At 36.7% G+C, this 18,935-nt stretch carries 15 protein-coding genes and 1 CRISPR repeat array; all 15 genes read left to right on the forward strand.

The genetic code is table 11. The annotated features are described in order from the left end of the window. Positions 1-236 precede the first annotated feature (236 nt). The 15 genes from MM239_RS18695 (at position 237) to MM239_RS18765 (ending at position 16,613) form a co-directional block, all read left to right on the forward strand. Entirely contained in the window at positions 237-923 is a 687-nt protein-coding gene (locus MM239_RS18695) for a CRISPR-associated endonuclease Cas6 (protein ID WP_241349824.1), read from the forward strand. After that, positions 920-2,494 carry a Cas10/Cmr2 second palm domain-containing protein gene (locus MM239_RS18700; RefSeq protein WP_241349825.1) on the forward strand — a complete coding sequence of 525 codons (1,575 nt, stop codon included), beginning with the start codon at positions 920-922 and terminating at the stop codon, positions 2,492-2,494. The genes MM239_RS18695 and MM239_RS18700 overlap by 4 nt, the downstream gene beginning before the upstream one ends. Beyond that, positions 2,475-3,035 carry an RAMP superfamily CRISPR-associated protein gene (locus tag MM239_RS18705; RefSeq protein WP_241349826.1) on the forward strand — a complete coding sequence of 187 codons (561 nt, stop codon included), beginning with the start codon at positions 2,475-2,477 and terminating at the stop codon, positions 3,033-3,035. Before MM239_RS18700 ends, MM239_RS18705 begins: the two co-directional genes overlap by 20 nt. A gap of 4 nt (positions 3,036-3,039) precedes the next feature. After that, on the forward strand, positions 3,040-4,515 hold the full coding sequence (locus tag MM239_RS18710; protein ID WP_241349827.1) for a hypothetical protein: 1,476 nt from the start codon (positions 3,040-3,042) through the stop codon (positions 4,513-4,515). A 4-nt stretch (positions 4,516-4,519) separates the two neighbouring features. Beyond that, positions 4,520-5,866 carry an RAMP superfamily CRISPR-associated protein gene (locus MM239_RS18715; RefSeq protein ID WP_241349828.1) on the forward strand — a complete coding sequence of 449 codons (1,347 nt, stop codon included), beginning with the start codon at positions 4,520-4,522 and terminating at the stop codon, positions 5,864-5,866. A gap of 10 nt (positions 5,867-5,876) precedes the next feature. Beyond that, positions 5,877-6,299, forward strand: coding sequence for a TIGR04423 family type III CRISPR-associated protein (locus tag MM239_RS18720; protein WP_241349830.1), 423 nt, complete (start codon positions 5,877-5,879; stop codon positions 6,297-6,299). A 4-nt stretch (positions 6,300-6,303) separates the two neighbouring features. After that, positions 6,304-8,385, forward strand: coding sequence for a TIGR03986 family type III CRISPR-associated RAMP protein (locus MM239_RS18725; protein ID WP_241349831.1), 2,082 nt, complete (start codon positions 6,304-6,306; stop codon positions 8,383-8,385). Positions 8,386-8,389: 4 nt separating this feature from the next. Then, positions 8,390-9,460 (forward strand): Card1-like endonuclease domain-containing protein, encoded by a 1,071-nt coding sequence (locus tag MM239_RS18730; protein ID WP_241349832.1) that lies wholly within the window; start codon positions 8,390-8,392, stop codon positions 9,458-9,460. Between the two features lie 6 nt (positions 9,461-9,466). Then, positions 9,467-10,600 carry a Card1-like endonuclease domain-containing protein gene (locus MM239_RS18735; protein WP_241349833.1) on the forward strand — a complete coding sequence of 378 codons (1,134 nt, stop codon included), beginning with the start codon at positions 9,467-9,469 and terminating at the stop codon, positions 10,598-10,600. A 4-nt stretch (positions 10,601-10,604) separates the two neighbouring features. Next, positions 10,605-10,955 (forward strand): hypothetical protein, encoded by a 351-nt coding sequence (locus tag MM239_RS18740; protein ID WP_241349834.1) that lies wholly within the window; start codon positions 10,605-10,607, stop codon positions 10,953-10,955. A gap of 2 nt (positions 10,956-10,957) precedes the next feature. Continuing rightward, positions 10,958-12,370 (forward strand): ATP-dependent DNA helicase, encoded by a 1,413-nt coding sequence (locus tag MM239_RS18745; RefSeq protein ID WP_241349836.1) that lies wholly within the window; start codon positions 10,958-10,960, stop codon positions 12,368-12,370. A gap of 120 nt (positions 12,371-12,490) precedes the next feature. Next, complete coding sequence (gene cas1 / locus MM239_RS18750) at positions 12,491-13,486, forward strand: CRISPR-associated endonuclease Cas1 (RefSeq protein ID WP_241349837.1); 996 nt, start codon at positions 12,491-12,493, stop codon at positions 13,484-13,486. Beyond that, positions 13,483-14,511, forward strand: a complete 1,029-nt coding sequence (locus tag MM239_RS18755; RefSeq protein ID WP_241349838.1) for a CRISPR-associated primase-polymerase type B — start codon at positions 13,483-13,485, stop codon at positions 14,509-14,511. Before cas1 ends, MM239_RS18755 begins: the two co-directional genes overlap by 4 nt. 6 nt (positions 14,512-14,517) lie before the next feature. Continuing rightward, complete coding sequence (gene cas2, locus MM239_RS18760; RefSeq protein WP_241349839.1) at positions 14,518-15,000, forward strand: CRISPR-associated endonuclease Cas2; 483 nt, start codon at positions 14,518-14,520, stop codon at positions 14,998-15,000. Continuing rightward, positions 14,997-16,613 carry a DUF7017 domain-containing protein gene (locus MM239_RS18765; protein WP_241349841.1) on the forward strand — a complete coding sequence of 539 codons (1,617 nt, stop codon included), beginning with the start codon at positions 14,997-14,999 and terminating at the stop codon, positions 16,611-16,613. The genes cas2 and MM239_RS18765 overlap by 4 nt, the downstream gene beginning before the upstream one ends. Before the next feature lie 143 nt (positions 16,614-16,756). Beyond that, a CRISPR array of direct repeats spans positions 16,757-18,749; the repeat unit is 37 nt; unit sequence GTCAGAGTACCACATCCACTAAAACAAGGATTAAGAC. Positions 18,750-18,935 lie beyond the last annotated feature (186 nt).

Raw genomic sequence — 18,935 nt, forward strand, 5'->3', positions numbered from 1 at the left:
ATGTGACTCAGGTTCAGTTATATAGGATTTTTTACGTTCCTTTTGAATAGCCCGAAGATTAATTCTTAAGCATAGTTGTAACAACCTAACAATCAACTTGAAAATTTATGCTCGGAATTGCTGCATTTTTTAGTAAAAGTTGATATATCGACTAAGTTTGTTTTCAGCGCTGAAGTTGATATATTTAAGAAGTTTTGTTATAAAAAGTTTACTGATGTAAATGAATGTAAATTCAAATGCCACAAATTAGAATCGTCAAGGTAGTTTTTGATACAATCATCCAAGATTTCGAAATACCATCATTTAGGGGAGCAGTGATAGAGATAGTGGGTCGATCTCATGTGATTTTCCACAATCATCTAAGTGATGATAAGCTACATTATAAGTATCCAGCGATACAATATAAAAGGGAAGGGAATCATGCAAGTATTCTTTGTATCAAGGAAGGGGTGGAGGAGATTCATCATTTTTTCATTAACAATATCGGTCTGGTAAGGATAGGAAATAAGCATACAGCACTTATGGTAAAAAATGTATCTATTCAAACATGTAACTTTCATGTAAGTGATGAATTTTTCACCTATCAGATCAAAAGATGGCTTCCATTACATGGAGAGAATTATGAAAAGTATAGTGGCCTAGATGGCTTGGTTGATCAAATAGCCTTTTTGGAAAGGGTGATGGTTGGAAATATACTATCCATGGCCAAAGGTTTGGAATGGTTTATTGAAGAAGCAGTAAGTGTGAAGATTACTTCCATAAATAATTCAAATTGGACATACTTAAAGAAAAAGAAGGTATTAAGCTTTGATTTAATATTCAAAACCAATGTATTTCTGCCGTATGGTATAGGCTTAGGCAAGAGTAGCAGTATAGGATTTGGGACAATAGAAAAAGCAACAATTAAAAAATTAGCGATATGAGTAAATACTTATACGGAGCCAGTATACAGGGCATCCAAAGTTTTATTTTTCAGACCAATAAGTTGAAGGAAATTGTAGGGGGGAGTGAGTTGGTGGAGGAGATTTGTACCACAGAGTTTCATGATTTCATAGGTTCCAATAAAGAAGATGAAAATATCATTCTTAGTGCGGCTGGTAATATTAAGTTAATTGCGAATGAGGAAACTTGCAAACATTTGGTTAAAGAGTTTCCCAAACATGTTTTGCAGAAAGCACCTGGGGTTACGGTGAGTCAGGCAGTGGTGAAAATAAATGACAATTTACCACTTTCAGAACATATCAATAGGCTGGAAGAAAAGCTGAAAGCAGAACGTAATAAACCAGTTATGCCGCTTGAAATAGGTTTTATGGGACTTGAGAGGGCTAGAAGAACGGGAGGTGTGGCTGTCAAAATAAAAGAAAAAAAGGGGAAGAAAATTTCTTTTTGTGAAAGCACGGCATTGAAGGACACCGAAGTCGATAAAACTTCAAAACATGCAAATGAATCAAGCCATACCAAATTGTTTAAAAAAATCTCTGGGCTATCTGAAAGACCAAAAGAAATCACATTGGAGATTGAAGACATATGCAAAGGGCATAAAAATTCCTGGATAGCTGTTGTCCATGCAGATGGGAATGGATTGGGGAATATCCTTAGAGTAATGGGAGAAAAATTAAAAGATGCTGGATTTGATGAGAGCAAATCCGCTTTTAGAAAGTTTTCTTTAGCTCTTGATAATGCAACTCAAGCAGCTGCACAAGCAGCATTTTGGAATGTGTTCAAAAATGTTAATGCTTATACCAAAGATGGAAAATATCCAATCAGACCCATAATCTGTGGTGGAGATGATATCACCTTCATCATTCGCGCTGATTTGGCTTTAAATTTCACTGAACATTTTTTGAGAGCGTTTGAAGAAAAAACAAAAGAAGAATTTAAAGTTTTGGAACAATATGGAATCAGCGATTTCAAAGATGGGATTACTGCTTGTGCAGGGATTGCTTATGTGAAAGAATCTTATCCTCTTCATTATGCTTTGAATCTTTCCGAAGCATTGTGTAAGGATGCCAAGAAAAAGGTAAAGGAACAAGTCAAAAAGCGTGAAAATGGAGTCCCAGAATCCTCCTTGGCTTTTTACAAAGTACAGGAATCCTTTACTGACAAGCTTTCCATTTTAAAAGAACGTACCCTTCAAGCAAAACATGGAGATAATCTGCTGGACTACTATTGTGGTCCTTATTTATTGAAAGATCTAGAAGGACTAAATAAACGATTAGACTATTTGAAAGATCATGTGGAGAAATCTCAAGACACCACGAAGGCCATCGGCAAACTCCGACGTGTAGTCTCTGATACTTTCAAAGATTTTTCTGTTGCAGAGTTCAATTTAACCCGGATGGCAAAAGTCAACAAGACATTCTTTGATGAACTTAAGCTTCAAGAAGAATTAGATAAACTAAAGAACTTTAAGTCTTCCGGGAAAAAAGAATCATCACAATTACTCGATTTAATCACTTTACACGGATTCAATTATGGAACAAGAGAAAATTAACTATACCATTCATTTTTATACAGACTGGCATGCTGGCTCAGGACTATCTGCAGGTGCTGAGGCAGATGCCGTGGTAATAAAAGATGCTGATGGTTTTCCCTATATACCAGGAAAAACCTTGAAAGGATTATTTGTTAATGCTTTTAAAGATTTTCAGCTTCTTAAAGAGAAAGACTTTTCAGATGATACCCATAAAGCTTTATTTGGAGATTTTGATAAGGAGACTGGTGTAACATCACCTGGATCCCTTTTCTTTTCCAACGCTTCGCTGCCCCAAGAGGAGAAAATAGCTATAGGTTCAGATCATGCTGAATTTCTTTACCGAACTGTCGCAAGCACTGCTATTGATTCTTCTAAAGGAGTAGCTAAAAATACATCTTTAAGAACAACAGAGGTGTGTATTCCCTTGGTACTCGAAGCCTATATACAAGGCGCCAAAGCATCAGAAAAGGGAGTTTTGGTTCAGTTGGCAAAATATATCCGGTCACTTGGTGCTAACCGAAACAGAGGATTGGGAAGATGTTCAATTAAACTATCATAATGCCATGACAACTTATTATTTCAAATGTACCCTGCTTTCTGATGTTGTGTTGAACAATAAATTAGCTACTGAGGGTAATATGACTACCTTGGATTATATCCCGGGAAGTAATTTCTTAGGAATTGCTGCAAATAAATTATATCAAGACGAAGGAGATGAAACCGCTTACAAATTATTTCATTCAGGAGAAGTCAAATTCGGAGATGCACGAGTAGCGACGAGTAATGGTGAACCAACTTACGCGGTTCCTTTTTTATTCTTCCAAGATAAATTGAATTCAAAACTTGAAGAGGATCCAATATACCTCCATCATTTGATAACAAATGAAAATTACCCAAAAGGAGATGATAAAAAAACCAATCTGCAACTTCAACAATCAAGGACAGGCTATCTTTCTGCCACTGGCAAATTAGTTAAAGAAGTTGAAAAACGCTTTTCTTTAAAATCTGCCTATGATAGGGAAAACCGTACTTCTAAATCCGGAAATATGTTTGGGTTTGAAGCTATACCATCAGGAACTGTACTTATTTTTTCCATTTCATCAGAAGATAAGTCACTATTGGAAAAAGTTGCGGAAGCTATTGATAAAGAGCAACGTCTGGGAAAATCAAAAACTGCTGAATATGGACAAGTTAAAATTGAAAAAATAGGCAACCTTGTTCCGCTTTCCACCTTTCAACCAATTGGATACACCTTGGTATATGCAGAAAGTAATTTGTGTTTCTATGACCAAGCAGGACAACCAACATTTCAACCTATGGCCAAAGATCTTGGGCTAGAAGGTGGCGAAATTGACTGGTCTAAATCGCAAATCCGAACGTACAGTTATGCTCCTTGGAATGGTCAGCGGAAAACCACTTCTACTCAAAGACATTGCATAGCCAAAGGATCTGTATTTTATGTTAAAGGGGCAACTCCAACTACTAGTGAGAATTTTGTAGGGCATTATCAAGCAGAGGGCTTAGGTAAAGTCATCTATAATCCAATTTTTCTCCAGTCAAATGGCAGTGAAAAGGAGTCCCCTTTCAAAATTGAGTTGGACAGTAAACCTGAACCGGTATTTAAAAAGGGTAAAAAGAATACCGATTTGGCCAAATTCCTAGAAAAGCAAAAAGAACAAAAGGATTCTGAGCTTCTTACTTCTCAATTGGTCACCGAGTATGTATACCAATTTGTCCCAGATAAATTTAAAAGTCTGAAAGATGTTTCACCAAGTCAGTGGGGAAATATCAGATCAATTGCTTCTAGGTCAAAGGATACTGATGAAATGAAAAGCCTCTTGTACGAGGGAAAGGAAGCATATCTCAAGCACGGCGTCGCCTATGAAAAATGTTGGGGAAAAAATAATGAGACAAGGTTAAACAACCTCAAAAAAATTATTGGTGCAGTTGAGGAAAAAAGTAGTGATCATACTAAGGTTGATTTAAAGGTATTCGTTGCCAAGTTCGCTGCTGAAATGGCCAAGGAAAATAAAAATTAAAGTCATGGGAAAAACAATCATAAAATATATTGCCAGATTTTTGGTGGAAGCTGAAACCCCTTTGTTTGTGGGTTCCGGTCAGTCTACCCTTTTGAAGGATTCACTCGTGCAAAAAGACGCCAATGGATTTCCAATGATTCCAGGAACCACATTAGCCGGAGTACTCAGACATTCGTTTTCTAAGCTAACAGAGGAAGCTACGGTTTCCGCAATTTTCGGAGACTCAAAAGGCGGAGATACAGGGACTGGCTCTTTAATCAATGTGAGTCCTGCCTTGATGATGCTGGATGAAAGGCAAGTTTCAGAAGGCTTGCTTTTCGATACAAAGTGGGATGCACTTAAGGATAGATTCAATCAATTACCTGTAAGACAACACGTTCGAATGACGGATAAGGGAGTAGCTGAAAAAAATGGTCTGTTTGATAACGAGGTGATTTTTAAAGGAACCCGTTTTGTATTTGAATTGGAGTTGACTGATTATTCAAATACTCTAAACGAAAGTTGGACAACTATTTTAAAATCTATTTCTAGTCCTGATTTTAGAATTGGAGCTGGAAGTAGAAATGGCTATGGAAGCCTGAAAGTCTTAAAGGTTCAGAAAAAACGATTTGATTTGAAATCTGAAATGATTCAATACTTAGAGCTATCTCCCTCTTTCAATGCCATTGATTGGAATGGTGACTACAATAATAAAGAGGAATCATCCAGCTCTTCTAAAATTCACTATAAGCTTAAACTTGCCCCCGACCCCTTCTTTATTTTTGGCTCAGGTTATGGAGATGAAGATGTCGACAATACCCCTGTCACAGAGGAAGTGATCAAATATACACCACAAGGTATCCGATTTGTAAAGGAAAATTTAGTTCCAGGTTCATCAGTAAAAGGAGCTATTTCACATAGAGTTGCTTTTCATTACAACAAAGAAATGAGAAGATGGGCAGGAACTGATGATGCTAAATTACCCAATGAAGCTGTTTCAGAATTATTTGGGAAGGCTGGTAAAGGGGAAAAAGACCCTAAGGCTGGGAAAGTATTTATCAATGATGTCTTTCTAGAGCCAGAAAAAGCAAAAAATGATAAAATTTTTAATCATGTTGCTTTAGATAGATTTACAGGAGGGGCTTTGGAAGGAGCTTTATTTTCAGAAAAGGTAAGTTATTTAACAGAAGAAGAGTTGGAAATCAATCTCTTTTTGGAGTCCAATGTGGATGAAGTTTATAAGAAAGCTTTTATTGATGCTTTAATGGATATCTGTAAGGGACTTTTGCCACTGGGAGGAATGACCACCAAAGGTCATGGTATCTTTACAGGGCTTCTTTTAGAAGATGGAAATCAAATCTTTCCCTATTAATTGAAAAATCATGAAGAACTATATCATAGATAATATCAAAGAAATCAGTCAAATCCCTGACCATAAGTTTTCGGGCTATTATTGGTTATCTGATTCGGATAAACCTGAAATGCTTTTTGAAGAGGCTTTGCCCAAAAATAAGATTTTGGCTTCTATTAACCCTTTTTGTGTAGAGGCATTACTTTACTCAAAGGAGGAGGGAATAAGCATCCATATTCAGCATACAGGACAATACCAAGTCACCGCATTTGACCATCAAGAATTGGATAAGCTAGAAATAGTACCTAAAGAATATATCCCACACAAACTTGAGCAAGTCCAAAAAGTGATTTTTAAACAGGTTTGGGAAGAGGTGCAGCTAGAAGTGGATGAATCTACCAGCTTCCCGACTTTAAAACCTACTTCATTAATTTTCTCTGGATTTAAATATTAAGACCATGACTCTTGTAAAATCACCATACAACTTCGTACCAGCTTCAACAGAAGATCAAGTTTTTAAGCCTGATTGGGCAAAAGATGTAAGCCATGATATTCCATTTGAAGATGGAGAAAGTGGGGAGATAGAAATTGAGATCACTGCCGAGACCCCCATTTTTATCCGTGATGGGCATAAAAAGCCCAAAGATGGAGAAAAACCTACAGAAGAATTTTCTCACTTTATCGATAAAAATGGTCAAAAGAAATACTTTATTCCTGCTACATCCCTTAAGGGCATGGTGAGGAATGTATTGGAGATTATGAGTTTTTCGAGGTTAAACAAAAACCTGATAAATGATCATAGGTATGCCTTTAGAGACTTATCTAAATCCACAAACCAGTATATGACTCGTTACAAAAAGTATGAGATACAAGGTGGATGGTTAAAAGAAAATGAAGATGGTTCTTGGTTGATAGAAAAATGTGAAGAGTTGGCACATATTGATCATAGGGATTTAAAAGACCAATTAGATATTCCGTTTAGAGATTATTTTTTGAATAAACAGCCCAAGACTAAAGACTCTCAATCCAAATATGAAAATTCTGTAGTTAAAAATGTGGGCTTAGTGCATTCTTTTAAAACAGTAAAGAAACCATTGTTTGGAAATGTTGAATTAAATATAGCATATTTCGACAGTGAGGGGAGAAAGGGGCAGTTAGTTTTTACTGGCCAACCTGGTCCTAGAAAAGAGGATCAAAGAGATCTTCCTAAAGAAAAGAAATTTAAGAGTTCTGGGAAAATTAGAGAGTTTGTATTCTTCGATTCAGAAAATCCTAAAATCTTGCGGGTAACAAAAACTCAGCAAAAAGATTTTAAGTTTATTTATGGTCATGACGATCCTGGAAATCTTTCTAAAGATTGGAAATATTGGAGGGAAAAACTTAAACATGGAGAAAAAGCCCCAGTTTTTTTTGCTGAAAATGAAAAAGGTGAATTGGAACATTTTGGCTTGTCCTATATGTATAAGCTGCCTTTCAAACATCGTATATCAGAATTAAATCTTTTTAATAAAGATTTTGTCGATAAAGATTTAACAGAAACTTTATTTGGTTATGCTTCGAAAGATGAAGCTCAAAAGGGAAGATTATTTTTTGGTCATGCCTTGGCAGAGTCAGATAAAGTTAATGTTTTACCGAAAGTAGAGGCCGTATTAGGAGGACCTAAAGCTTCCTATTTCCCTTTTTATTTGGAGCAGCATAAGGATAAAGGAGGATATTTTACTTATGATGATTTAAATGCAAGATTAAGAGGGTTTAAAAGATACCCTGTACAATCCAAAGAGGTGAAAACTTCTTCGGGTGATAACCAAAAAGTCGTTTCCTACTTTAAACCTTTGGATAAAGGTGCTAAATTTAAAGTGAAACTTAGGTTCCATAATTTAAAATCCGTAGAGATTGGGGGGGTATTATCCGCTTTAACTTTTCATGGATATGCAGATACATTCTTCCATAGTTTGGGTGCTGCCAAACCCTTTGGATATGGAAAAGTCAAAATCAGAGTCAATGATACAAGGCATTTAAAAAAGTCTTGTGAGGATTACATGTTGGATTTTGAAAACCTAATGATATCAAAGTATCCTAATTGGCTATCAAGCCCACAGATTAAAGAACTCTTTGCGATGGCTAAAGGTGAAGTTAATGAAGAGTTTCTTTCTTATCCTGTAATCAAAGACTTTATTAGTATTAAACAGGAAAATGAAAGTCTTGAGCCATTTACGGAGTTTTTTGAAAATGTAGATCCCTCAAAATTATTAAAGCCTTTCTCAGTAAGGCTAAAACCTCAGAACAAGCTTGAACTTGAAAGTTTTGATAATTACCAAGACTTATCTAAATATCTGAATGAGGAAATTTCAATTTTTGGAGAATTTACAGAAGTAAATAAATCACAAATCTTTGATAAAATTGTACAAATAATTGAAGCTAAACATAAGGATTCCATTAAGAAATTGAGAAAGGATAGTCATTGGGATGGAAATATCTCGAGTTGGCTTGGAAATGATTTAAAAGATGATTTAAAGGAGAAATTAAATCCTCTACTTTAGCATTATGCCCCACCTCGTCTCCATCATCTCCGACCAGGCTGTGCCTAATTTGTTGTTTATAAAACAATTTGCACAGCCTGATTCGCATTTCTATTTTATTTCGAGCCAGGAAATGGAAGAAAAGCAAGCAACAAGAAATCTGAAAGCTGCTTTGAAGCTTCCTGAAAAAAAATGTCATACCATCGTCATAGACGCCAATGATGCACTTCTGGTTTTTGATCAATTGAAAGGCCATGCATTTCCAAGTGATGCTGAGTACCTAATAAATCTCACAGGGGGCAATAAATTAATGTCTCAAATGGTCTTCCAGCATTTTATGGATTTTGATTCCAAGATGCTTTATGCGCCGATTGGATCAGAAAATTACCAGATTTTATATCCTGAAGTAGGGAAAATTTCTAAAAATCTGTCCATTAAAACATCTTTGGATGACTATTTAAGAGCATATGGTTATTTAGCAGAAAGTAGCCTTGATTATTATGTAGGGAAACCATCTCCACAGTATTTAATGAATCAGGTGATCCAAAAAAGACATCCTGGGAAAGTAAAAGATATCACCAAAGCTACAGATCAAAACTATAAGGAGGATGATAAAGGATACCTGATGGGTGAATGGTTTGAGCTGTATTGTTATCAATATTTCAAAAAGGCCTTTGATTTGGATGATTCACAAATAGCTTGTAGTGTAGGAGTAAAAAGAGCTGATAGTCAAACTCCTTTCGATCATGATAATGAGTTTGATTTAATGTTCGTTCATCAAAATGACCTGTATGTTTTTGAATGCAAAGTCTATCCAACTGGATTTTCAAAAATGGACAGGATTTCCAAACCTATGTTTAAGCTTGCTTCGCTTTCCCAAAATTTTGGGTTGAAATGTAAAAAGTATCTGGCAGTTTTAGGGAAATTTTCAGAAGACCCCAAATCTACTCAGCAACTTGAAAATCTCAAGCAAAATCTGGGAATCTCCAAGATTCTGGACATTGATGCATTTAAACAGTCCTCTGGAAGCCAGATTCTTCGAAATGATGCCCGAATAAAAATCGAACAGTTACTTAAAAAGTTTAATCAAAAATAAAAAAGCATGTCAAAATCAATTATTGTTTCCTTAGTGTCAGACCAAACAATTCCTAATGTTATTTTTATAAGAGACATGCCAAAAGCTGATGCATATATCTTCATTACTACTAATAAGATGGAGAAAAAACATATTGTTGAAAACATCATCAATTCATGCCCTGAAGGTTTAATAGAAAATTCTCAAAAAATTATTGTTGAAGAAGATAGTTTGGTGGATTTTAAGAGTATAGTTAGTGGTAAACTCGAGTCCTCAGATGATAATCATTATTATGTCAATATTACTGGTGGTACAAAAATTATGTCTTTGGGGGCATATAATTTTTTTACAGAACTAGGGGATTCAACCATATATTATCTCCCATTAGGGAAAGATCATTTTAGACAAATCTTCCCAATCAAAAAAAATAAAACCAAATTGGTTGGATATAAAATAAATCTAAAAGATTATTTGACAGCTAATGGTGTAACTGTTCAAACAAAGGCATTTACAGGGAAGAATTCTTTGATAAGAAGTAAAGAAGAAAATTTAAATCTTATGAATGCATTTTTGGGAGATTTAAATTATCCAATAAAGAAAATGGTTGAATTCTTTCGGTTTAATAAACTTAGAGACAAAAAAAATCTGGAATTAACTGATCAAATCAGAAAAGAAATGGAGCCGATTTTTCAGGCTGGCTTTAATTTGGAAAATGAGAACGTAATATCTAGGGGAGAGAGCAATTACCTTACAGGTGATTGGTTCGAAGAGTATACTTATCAAGTTATAGCTGAAGCCCTTGATAAAACTAATGAGGAAATTGGTAAAGGAATAAGAGTTACCCGAGGATTAAAAACTTCAAATGAGTTTGATGTTATGTTTACCCATAACAATGCTTTGTATGTAATTGAATGCAAAACAGATGTGGCAGATAATGAGGAAGGGAAATTGAGTCAGTTGTTTACCAATACACTTTATAAGGCAAGTACCTTAAAGAAAGATTTTGGGCTCTTTGTGAAATATTATCTTTTTGCTGTCAATGACTTCTCAAAACTAAGTGATGAACATAAAGATAGAGCGCGGGTCTTGGATATAAAACTTGTTGGTACAGAAATACTTTCCGATAGAACAAAACTTATTGAATTTATTCAAAAAATGTAACCCCATGCTCCTCAACCTCTCCAACCACCCATCTTCTTCTTGGCCAGCCAAGCAAACATTACTTGCCAATGAATTATACGGTGAAATTCAAGATATGCCATTCCCTCAGATAGACCCTTTAATGGATGAAGCGGGGATTCAGGCTTTAGCCTTAGATTACCTGCATCAAATCATTGCGCTCCAGCCAAAAGCTGTTCACCTGATGGGCGAGCTGACCTTTACTTTTGAATTGGTTCAACTGCTCAAAAACCATGGTGTCACCGTCATCGCTTCTACTACCCACAGAAGTACAATAGACCTACCCGATGGTACCAAAAATGTCAAATTTGAGTTTATCCGCTTCAGAAATTACTGAGTATGGCACAGGATTTCCAACTCACCACTCAGCAGCAACAGGCTTTCGACCAGATCCGACAGTTTTTAGAAGAGCCAAAGCAGGCCTTCTTTATTCTCAAGGGCTATGCGGGGACAGGAAAAACCACCTTACTACAGCATTTGGTCAAGCACCTAGATAAATCTGAGACGCAGTTTGCACTTCTTGCTCCCACTGGTCGGGCTGCGGCAGTACTTAGTGTCAAGACAGGCTATACAGCCAAAACTCTCCACTCGGAACTTTACCATTTCAAAGACATAGACGGTGATGCACCGCCTGAAAAGGAAAAAACTGATGTCGATGACTATGGACAGATGCGACTCTTGTTTGAAATCCGCAAACCAGATGAAGCTTCGGAAAAGGTCTATATCGTAGATGAAGCTTCCATGATCGGTGATGAGCGCAATGATGAAAGCTCCTTTGCTTCCTTTGGTACGGGGCATTTGCTCACGGATTTCATGACTTTGGTGGGGAAAAACAAAGTAATCTTTGCAGGAGACCCCTGCCAACTCCCTCCTGTAGGGAGTCTGGAAAGTCCTGCGCTGATGGAGGGATTTTTCAGAAAGTTGGGGAAAATGGTCTTTTCTTATGAAATGACCCAGATCTTGCGGCAAAAACAAGACTCTGAAGTACTTAAGCTGGCCACTCAGATACGCAGGATGACAAGCACTCCTTTCAAAACCAAATGGGTCAAAATACCTGCAAGAAACGGGCAGTGGATTCAGCTAGTCGGATTTGACAGGATGAAGGAGCTCTATATCACAGACCTGCTGACCAATGGATCAGATCAGACCATAGCCATCAGCTTGAGCAACAAAAACTGCCACCAAATCAACCTAGAGGTACGTAATCGCTTGTATGGCAACGCCTATAAAGCTCTTCAAAAAGAAGACCTACTTATGGTCACCCAGAACAATTACCTTGTTCCCTTGACCAATGGAGACTTTGTGGAGGTTATCGAAGTGGGACATGAAGAAAATGTCAAAGGGATGAGTTTCATTCATGTGACTGTGAAAGCCCGTCTTAGTGGAAAATCTCACGAGACCTTACTTTGCCTCGAACCTTTGCATAATGGTAGCACTAATTTGAGCCTAGATCAGCAACGCTTGCTGATGATAGATTTCAGTCAAAGGATGAGATATAAAAAGATCCGCCCTAAGACTGATGCCTATTATGCCGCCATGCAAAAAGACCATATCCTGAACAGTCTTAGGGTAAATTTTGGCTATGCAGTTACCTGTCACAAAAGCCAGGGAGGAGAATGGGAGAAAGTCTACTTTTTCCTTAACAAGGGCATGTATGTCATGAACCCACCAGAACTTACCCGATGGTGGTATACAGGCATTACTAGATCCAAAGAGTGCTTGATCCTTGCTCAAGACTGGTGGATAGGCTAATCCAATCTTTGGGGTTTTAAAAACCCCGAAGGTTTTTAAACTAAGTTAGAAGCACAAACTTTTCCAAAGTTCCAAAACTTTGGAAAAGTTAACAAAGTCAACATCAAACCCAACATAACCATGCACCTAGTCATCAATACTTATGGGGCTACTTTACAAAAAGAAAATAACCTTTTTGTAATTACTACACCCGAAGGCAAGCAAACCTTTCCACCAGCTATAGTTAATAGCATCAGTATATCCAAATCTGCTCGAATTACAAGTGATGCCATAATCTTAGCGATCAAGCATCAGGTGGAAGTACTTTTTGTGAATGATTTGGGGAATCCTGAGGGGCGTGTATGGAGTGTACAATATGGCTCCATTAGTAACATAAGGAAAGCACAAGTGAATTTTCTGTATTCGAAGGCGTCTTTACCATGGGTCAAAGGTTTGATCTATCAAAAACTTGACTCACAAGTAGCGCTTTTACTAACCCTACATCCAGAGGAAGATCAGCAGCAACTTTTTAACTTTTTCAAATCCAGTATCAACAGCATAGAAGATTACAAAAAGAAAGTCAAAGACGTAGAAGGAGAATTTATCTCTGATGTAGCTCCTACCATCAGGGGCTGGGAAGGGGCAGCAGGAAAAAGATATTTTCAGAGTATCGCAAAGCTTATGCCCGCTAGCTTTAGTTTTGATGCTAGAGATAGACAGCCTGCCAAAGACCCATTCAATGCATTGCTCAATTATGCCTATGGAATACTCTATGGAAAAATTGAAGGAGCCTTGATCAAAGCAGGAATCGACCCTTATGTGGGAGTCTTTCACAGAGATGATTATAATAGGCCTGCACTGGTATACGATATTATCGAAAGGTATAGAACATGGATGGACTATGTAGTGATACAGTTATGTTTAGCAGAGGCTTTCCCCTTAGAAGCTTTTGATCAGGACAAGCCTGATACAGCCTTGTTGCTAGGACCTCTTGCCAAAAGAATATTGATACAATCTGTCAATGACTACTTAGGAGAAATCATCCTACTCAATGGTAAATCCCTAAGCAGAACTTCTCATATTGATGATGATATGCACAAACTGGCTAAATTTTTCACTCAAAATGCAAGCATATGATCAGATTAGGCAAGCATGTCACACAAGCTGCAGATCAATTGATCGATATCAGCATAGAGAAGTTTTACAAAGCATTGATCAATTCAAATGGTGAAGTAGCATCTTTGCAACTCAAGCTTCAAGCTATAAGGGCTATGGATCCTGCCCAATACAGGAGACTGAAGACCACACTGCCATATGTAGTCTGTGCCCAGTTTCACCCCAAAGTCAGGCGAAAAGAAAACTTCCTCTTTGCTGATAGATTTCTAATAGATATCGACCATATAGCTGAAAATGATCTTGATATAGCTGCGCTAAGAGAAATGCTGAAAAAGGATAATAGGGTAGAGTTGATGTTTGGATCTCCAAGTGGTGATGGACTAAAGGTGCTTTTCAAGATTGATCCAAAAATCACAGATTCGGCATACTATGTCTTATTTTATAAAGCTTTTTGTATCCAGTTCAACCATGAATATCAGCTTGGAGCCGCTTTGGATCTTAAGACCCATGATGTGAGTCGTTGTTGTTTTGTAAGCTTCGATCCAGAGGCTTACTATAACCCTGAGGCTATCCCATTGCACCCAGAAGCATTTGTTCAGAAAGATTCGTTCTTTGAAATGGAGCAAATTGAAAAGAAAGCCAAAGAAATAGAAAAGCAACATACAGAAGTCAAAAGAGGAACTGTAAATGTGGAGAAGGTGAATTCAGGTCAGGACCTTCCTTCAGAGGTCTTAGCTTTTATCAAAGAGAAAACAGGACAAAAGTCTAGGAAGCCGAAAGAAAAACAATACGAGCAGCCCGATGAACTAAATTGGGTAATGGACAGTCTGCAGAGCTTCTTAGCTGAGATCAATGCTGAAATTGAGCATGTGAGGCCTATAGCATATGGGAGACAAGTGAAAGTTCGATCTGGGCACATTTGGGCTGAAGTCAATGTGTTTTTTGGAAAGCGAGGAGTGAGTATCGTCGGTACCACCAAGACAGGTAGCCACAAAGAATTTGGCAAAACACTTACTGAATACCTGAAAGCTAGTTTTGATTCATAGAACGTTATGCCTAAACCGCCCAAAAAGGAATTTGACCTCAAAGCCAAAATTCAGAAGATCAGAGATTCTGGAATCTTGGCTCAGCCTGAAGAAAAAACTTCAATTAATCTAGAGGATGAACTACTTCCCCTTTCTGGTAGGATTGAGAAAATCCTAAACATATTCCAAGGTAAACCCCAAAAAAGTACTTCAATGAACTACTTAATCATGTATGATATCCAAAACAATAAAGTCAGAACACTTGTAGCTAAATACTTGCTAAAGAATGGATGTGTTAGGGTACAAAAGTCTGTTTTTCTTGTACATTCTGATCATAAAAAATTCGAAGAGATCAAGCAGACTTTAATAGAGATCAATGATGTCTATGAGAATCAAGATAGTATTATCCTAGTCCCACTAAATATTTCTGATGCAAGGAGCATGAAGCTAATCGGGCAAAATGTAAATATAGAACAGATTATCGATCCACCGAACACCGTATTTTTATGAATCAACAGCATCTCAAACAGTTAAGGGTAGAAAATAGATTTGAAGAGTCTTATAAACTCACACGAAATGAACTTGCAAACAGAAAGCACGACGTCTGGGCAAGAAGAAATCACAGCTGGTCTATTTACTATCTGATCAAAAAGCACGTTCAAGCGGGGCAAACTGCACAAGCCAAAAACTATTTGAACGAATTTTTAGCACTTCAAATGCCAAATGATGAAAAATTGCTTTATGAAAGGATGAATTATTTCCAAAAAGTTTTGGATCAAGGTTATCTGCATGTCAAGCAATTGGTCACTGAGGGCAAGTTTGAACAAGCCTTCGAGTTGGAGTTGAAAAATGAGAACCCAGATGTTGAGCAACTTTCTTGGATTGTATATTATACATTAAGATCCTTCAATAAGGATACAAAAGCAAACTTAACCTTGACGAAAAAGTTGCTCCATGATTTTATGGAGAGATATAAGCCTTCAAAAAAGTTAGTAAGTAGGCTTCTTTTACAAGAATTGATTAAAACGCCTTCTGAATTTTGGATAAATGAAAATCAATCCATTTTTCTTGAAAAAGCAGGCTTTTTTGATATTCTAGAGGGAGATGATTTTCAAAAGCAAGAATGGGAAGGTAAAAAGATCATTTCTTTGGCAGAGCGATTACATATTAGTTATTCTAAAGCCTTGCTGCGTGAAAATGCTCCTGAAGAGAAAATTTTAAATTACATTCAAGAGCTAGTAGAGCCCATTTTGGAAAAATATCCTGCGATGCTTTATGTGCCCTATTTCAAAGCCAAATTACTTTTGGGTACAGGAGATAAGGAGGCAGGGGTTAGGGCATTTTTGCCTTTTGCCAAGAGAAAAGCTAGTGAGTTTTGGGTTTGGCAAGTATTTGCTGAAGCCTATGAGGCACAAGACAACCTTTATTTCTCTTGTCTGTGTAAGGCTATGACTTGCAGAACCAAACCAGAGTTTCTTTTAAACATACAAGAAAAACTAATTTCATATTTGATAGCTAGGGAAAAGTATGCTGGTGCCAAATCGGAGCTTGAAAAAATGATCAAACTGCGTGAGAAGCATGGCTGGGGTATGAGGTCTTACCACCGAAAGTACTTGGAAGCACAATGGTATGTAGGTACGGTTTCTATACCTGTCCGATACCAAGAAAATTTATCAAAAGCAGAGGCCTTATTGGGTATCAAGCCTGACGAGAAGCTTTCTGTAATAGTCTATCATGTAAATAGAGAAAAGAAGACATTTAGCTTTTTGGTAGAAAATGGGAAAGTAGGATTTGGTAAATATACCCAAAAGCCTGAATTATGGAAGGTGTATGCTTTAGAAGGAAGCTTTAGCAAAGGAGATTTTTTTCAAGTCAAGCATCTTACAGTGCATAGCACTCAAGAACACGCTCTTCTGCAATCTGTGACTGGAAAATTCACTAAGCAAGATCACAATCCATTTGGATTTGTAGACGGCAAATTCGTAGATCCTAGATTGACAAAAGAATGTAATCTAAAGCAAAATGATTGGATCAAAGGCAAAGCTGTGTTGGCTCCTGTCAAAGGTAAAAAGGAATGGGCTTGGAAGATGATAGACTTACAAAAAACAGAAAAAAATGAGTAAAAAAGACTTTTGAAAACGCCAAAAAATAGCTTAGCTTTGAACTATTCAGCGCGGAATATGAAGTTTATTTTTGTAAAACTAAAAATTTTTGATATGGTTTTCATTTGTAACATATTGAAAATCAGTCAAAAATGGAGTTATCTGTCAGAGTACCACATCCACTAAAACAAGGATTAAGACAATGCTGCGATAATTGTTTGAATTAAATTTTTCATGTCAGAGTACCACATCCACTAAAACAAGGATTAAGACTAATCTCCTGTATTCCAATAATAATTGTTTTCATGAGTCAGAGTACCACATCCACTAAAACAAGGATTAAGACTTTATATGATGCTTCATTTAGTAAGTCTTCAAGGCGTCAGAGTACCACATCCACTAAAACAAGGATTAAGACTTTGCAATTGAGAATTCACCATTTGGCTCGAAGGAGTCAGAGTACCACATCCACTAAAACAAGGATTAAGACAATATGTTATCTTTCCCTACTACTTTTTGCAGTAGGTCAGAGTACCACATCCACTAAAACAAGGATTAAGACTCGGTTTTGCTACACTGTTAAGCATAGATTTTGTAAGGTCAGAGTACCACATCCACTAAAACAAGGATTAAGACAGGGAGTTTATATCCCGTATTTTTCTCGTACTCCTCGTCAGAGTACCACATCCACTAAAACAAGGATTAAGACAACATGTTTTTATATACTTTTCCCTCGATGTATAAGTCAGAGTACCACATCCACTAAAACAAGGATTAAGACTGCAGTACTCTGGATTATCTGTACTTTCTAAATTGTCAGAGTACCACATCCACTAAAACAAGGATTAAGACCAGTTTTAAACCTTGCCTATGTTTGAGGACTACATTGTCAGAGTACCACATCCACTAAAACAAGGATTAAGACAGTATTCATTTGATCCTACATATATAGTTAGTGGGTGTCAGAGTACCACATCCACTAAAACAAGGATTAAGACACCTACTTTTTCTTGTAGGAGCAGGTTGTAATTTGTCAGAGTACCACATCCACTAAAACAAGGATTAAGACTTTCATCACAGGTAAATGATGATACTTGACCGATTTGTCAGAGTACCACATCCACTAAAACAAGGATTAAGACCTTTATTATTAATATCACAGTATTTTTTACATTCGGGTCAGAGTACCACATCCACTAAAACAAGGATTAAGACTCTTATTATTTTGATTTTAAGATTATGATTGTTTTAGTCAGAGTACCACATCCACTAAAACAAGGATTAAGACATTTATATTATAAACTATAGGACTATTCCCAAATGTCAGAGTACCACATCCACTAAAACAAGGATTAAGACCACAGCCGTTAATGGTAAAATGATCTTTTTGTGAGTCAGAGTACCACATCCACTAAAACAAGGATTAAGACTGAAATTTTTGGATTGAATCTGTAGAAATATTCATCGTCAGAGTACCACATCCACTAAAACAAGGATTAAGACGATTATCTTTTAGAAGGTTTAAGGAAAAGCTTTTGTTGTCAGAGTACCACATCCACTAAAACAAGGATTAAGGCTTTAACATCTTTGATGTTAATAATGATGTTTTCCAGTCAGAGTACCACATCCACTAAAACAAGGATTAAGACTCTTTTGGCTTTGTTCCTTTATTGCTTCTACCCATTGTCAGAGTACCACATCCACTAAAACAAGGATTAAGACTTTTAATCATGTTCTTCATTATTTTTTTCATTCCTCTGTCAGAGTACCACATCCACTAAAACAAGGATTAAGACCTTTGCCAATACTTTCAGCACTCTTAAATCTTGCGGGTCAGAGTACCACATCCACTAAAACAAGGATTAAGACTCATCAATACGAATGATAAATGTGTAATTGAAAGTCAGAGTACCACATCCACTAAAACAAGGATTAAGACCTCTAGCCTCTTTAATTTCCGCGATGTTAATAGTAAGTCAGAGTAGCACATCCACTAAAACAAGGATTAAGACCACTTTTAAATAATCTGGAAGGTTGTTTTATTCCCCTGTCAGAGTACCACATCCACTAAAACAAGGATTAAGACAAAACCTTCTAGTCTTTCAACCTCATAACAGTAAGTCAGAGTACCACATCCACTAAAACAAGGATTAAGACGCAGCAATAATTGTTTGAATGATGTTTTTCATTATATGAATATACGGAACTTTGCCAGTAGCCAAATTAAATATTGACACTTAGTGTCAATGGTTTGATTAGGAGGATTGAAATGGTTTAATTGTGATCAAATATAAAATACTGATCATGAATATACTTAAGTTTAATGAAAGGTTTCCAGATGAA

Origin of the sequence: Belliella filtrata, from assembly GCF_022549775.1 — a bacterium.
GTDB lineage: Bacteria > Bacteroidota > Bacteroidia > Cytophagales > Cyclobacteriaceae > Belliella > Belliella filtrata.

What these genes read in the sequence shown, in the direction of transcription:
- MM239_RS18725 (WP_241349831.1), top strand. Translation starts at nt 6,304, where the DNA reads ATGACTCTTGTAAAATCACCATACAACTTCGTACCAGCTTCAACAGAA.
- MM239_RS18695 (WP_241349824.1), top strand. Translation starts at nt 237, where the DNA reads ATGCCACAAATTAGAATCGTCAAGGTAGTTTTTGATACAATCATCCAA.
- MM239_RS18730 (WP_241349832.1), top strand. Translation starts at nt 8,390, where the DNA reads ATGCCCCACCTCGTCTCCATCATCTCCGACCAGGCTGTGCCTAATTTG.
- MM239_RS18700 (WP_241349825.1), top strand. Translation starts at nt 920, where the DNA reads ATGAGTAAATACTTATACGGAGCCAGTATACAGGGCATCCAAAGTTTT.
- MM239_RS18710 (WP_241349827.1), top strand. Translation starts at nt 3,040, where the DNA reads ATGACAACTTATTATTTCAAATGTACCCTGCTTTCTGATGTTGTGTTG.
- MM239_RS18740 (WP_241349834.1), top strand. Translation starts at nt 10,605, where the DNA reads ATGCTCCTCAACCTCTCCAACCACCCATCTTCTTCTTGGCCAGCCAAG.
- cas2 (WP_241349839.1), top strand. Translation starts at nt 14,518, where the DNA reads ATGCCTAAACCGCCCAAAAAGGAATTTGACCTCAAAGCCAAAATTCAG.
- MM239_RS18745 (WP_241349836.1), top strand. Translation starts at nt 10,958, where the DNA reads ATGGCACAGGATTTCCAACTCACCACTCAGCAGCAACAGGCTTTCGAC.
- MM239_RS18735 (WP_241349833.1), top strand. Translation starts at nt 9,467, where the DNA reads ATGTCAAAATCAATTATTGTTTCCTTAGTGTCAGACCAAACAATTCCT.
- MM239_RS18705 (WP_241349826.1), top strand. Translation starts at nt 2,475, where the DNA reads ATGGAACAAGAGAAAATTAACTATACCATTCATTTTTATACAGACTGG.
- MM239_RS18715 (WP_241349828.1), top strand. Translation starts at nt 4,520, where the DNA reads ATGGGAAAAACAATCATAAAATATATTGCCAGATTTTTGGTGGAAGCT.
- MM239_RS18755 (WP_241349838.1), top strand. Translation starts at nt 13,483, where the DNA reads ATGATCAGATTAGGCAAGCATGTCACACAAGCTGCAGATCAATTGATC.
- cas1 (WP_241349837.1), top strand. Translation starts at nt 12,491, where the DNA reads ATGCACCTAGTCATCAATACTTATGGGGCTACTTTACAAAAAGAAAAT.
- MM239_RS18720 (WP_241349830.1), top strand. Translation starts at nt 5,877, where the DNA reads ATGAAGAACTATATCATAGATAATATCAAAGAAATCAGTCAAATCCCT.
- MM239_RS18765 (WP_241349841.1), top strand. Translation starts at nt 14,997, where the DNA reads ATGAATCAACAGCATCTCAAACAGTTAAGGGTAGAAAATAGATTTGAA.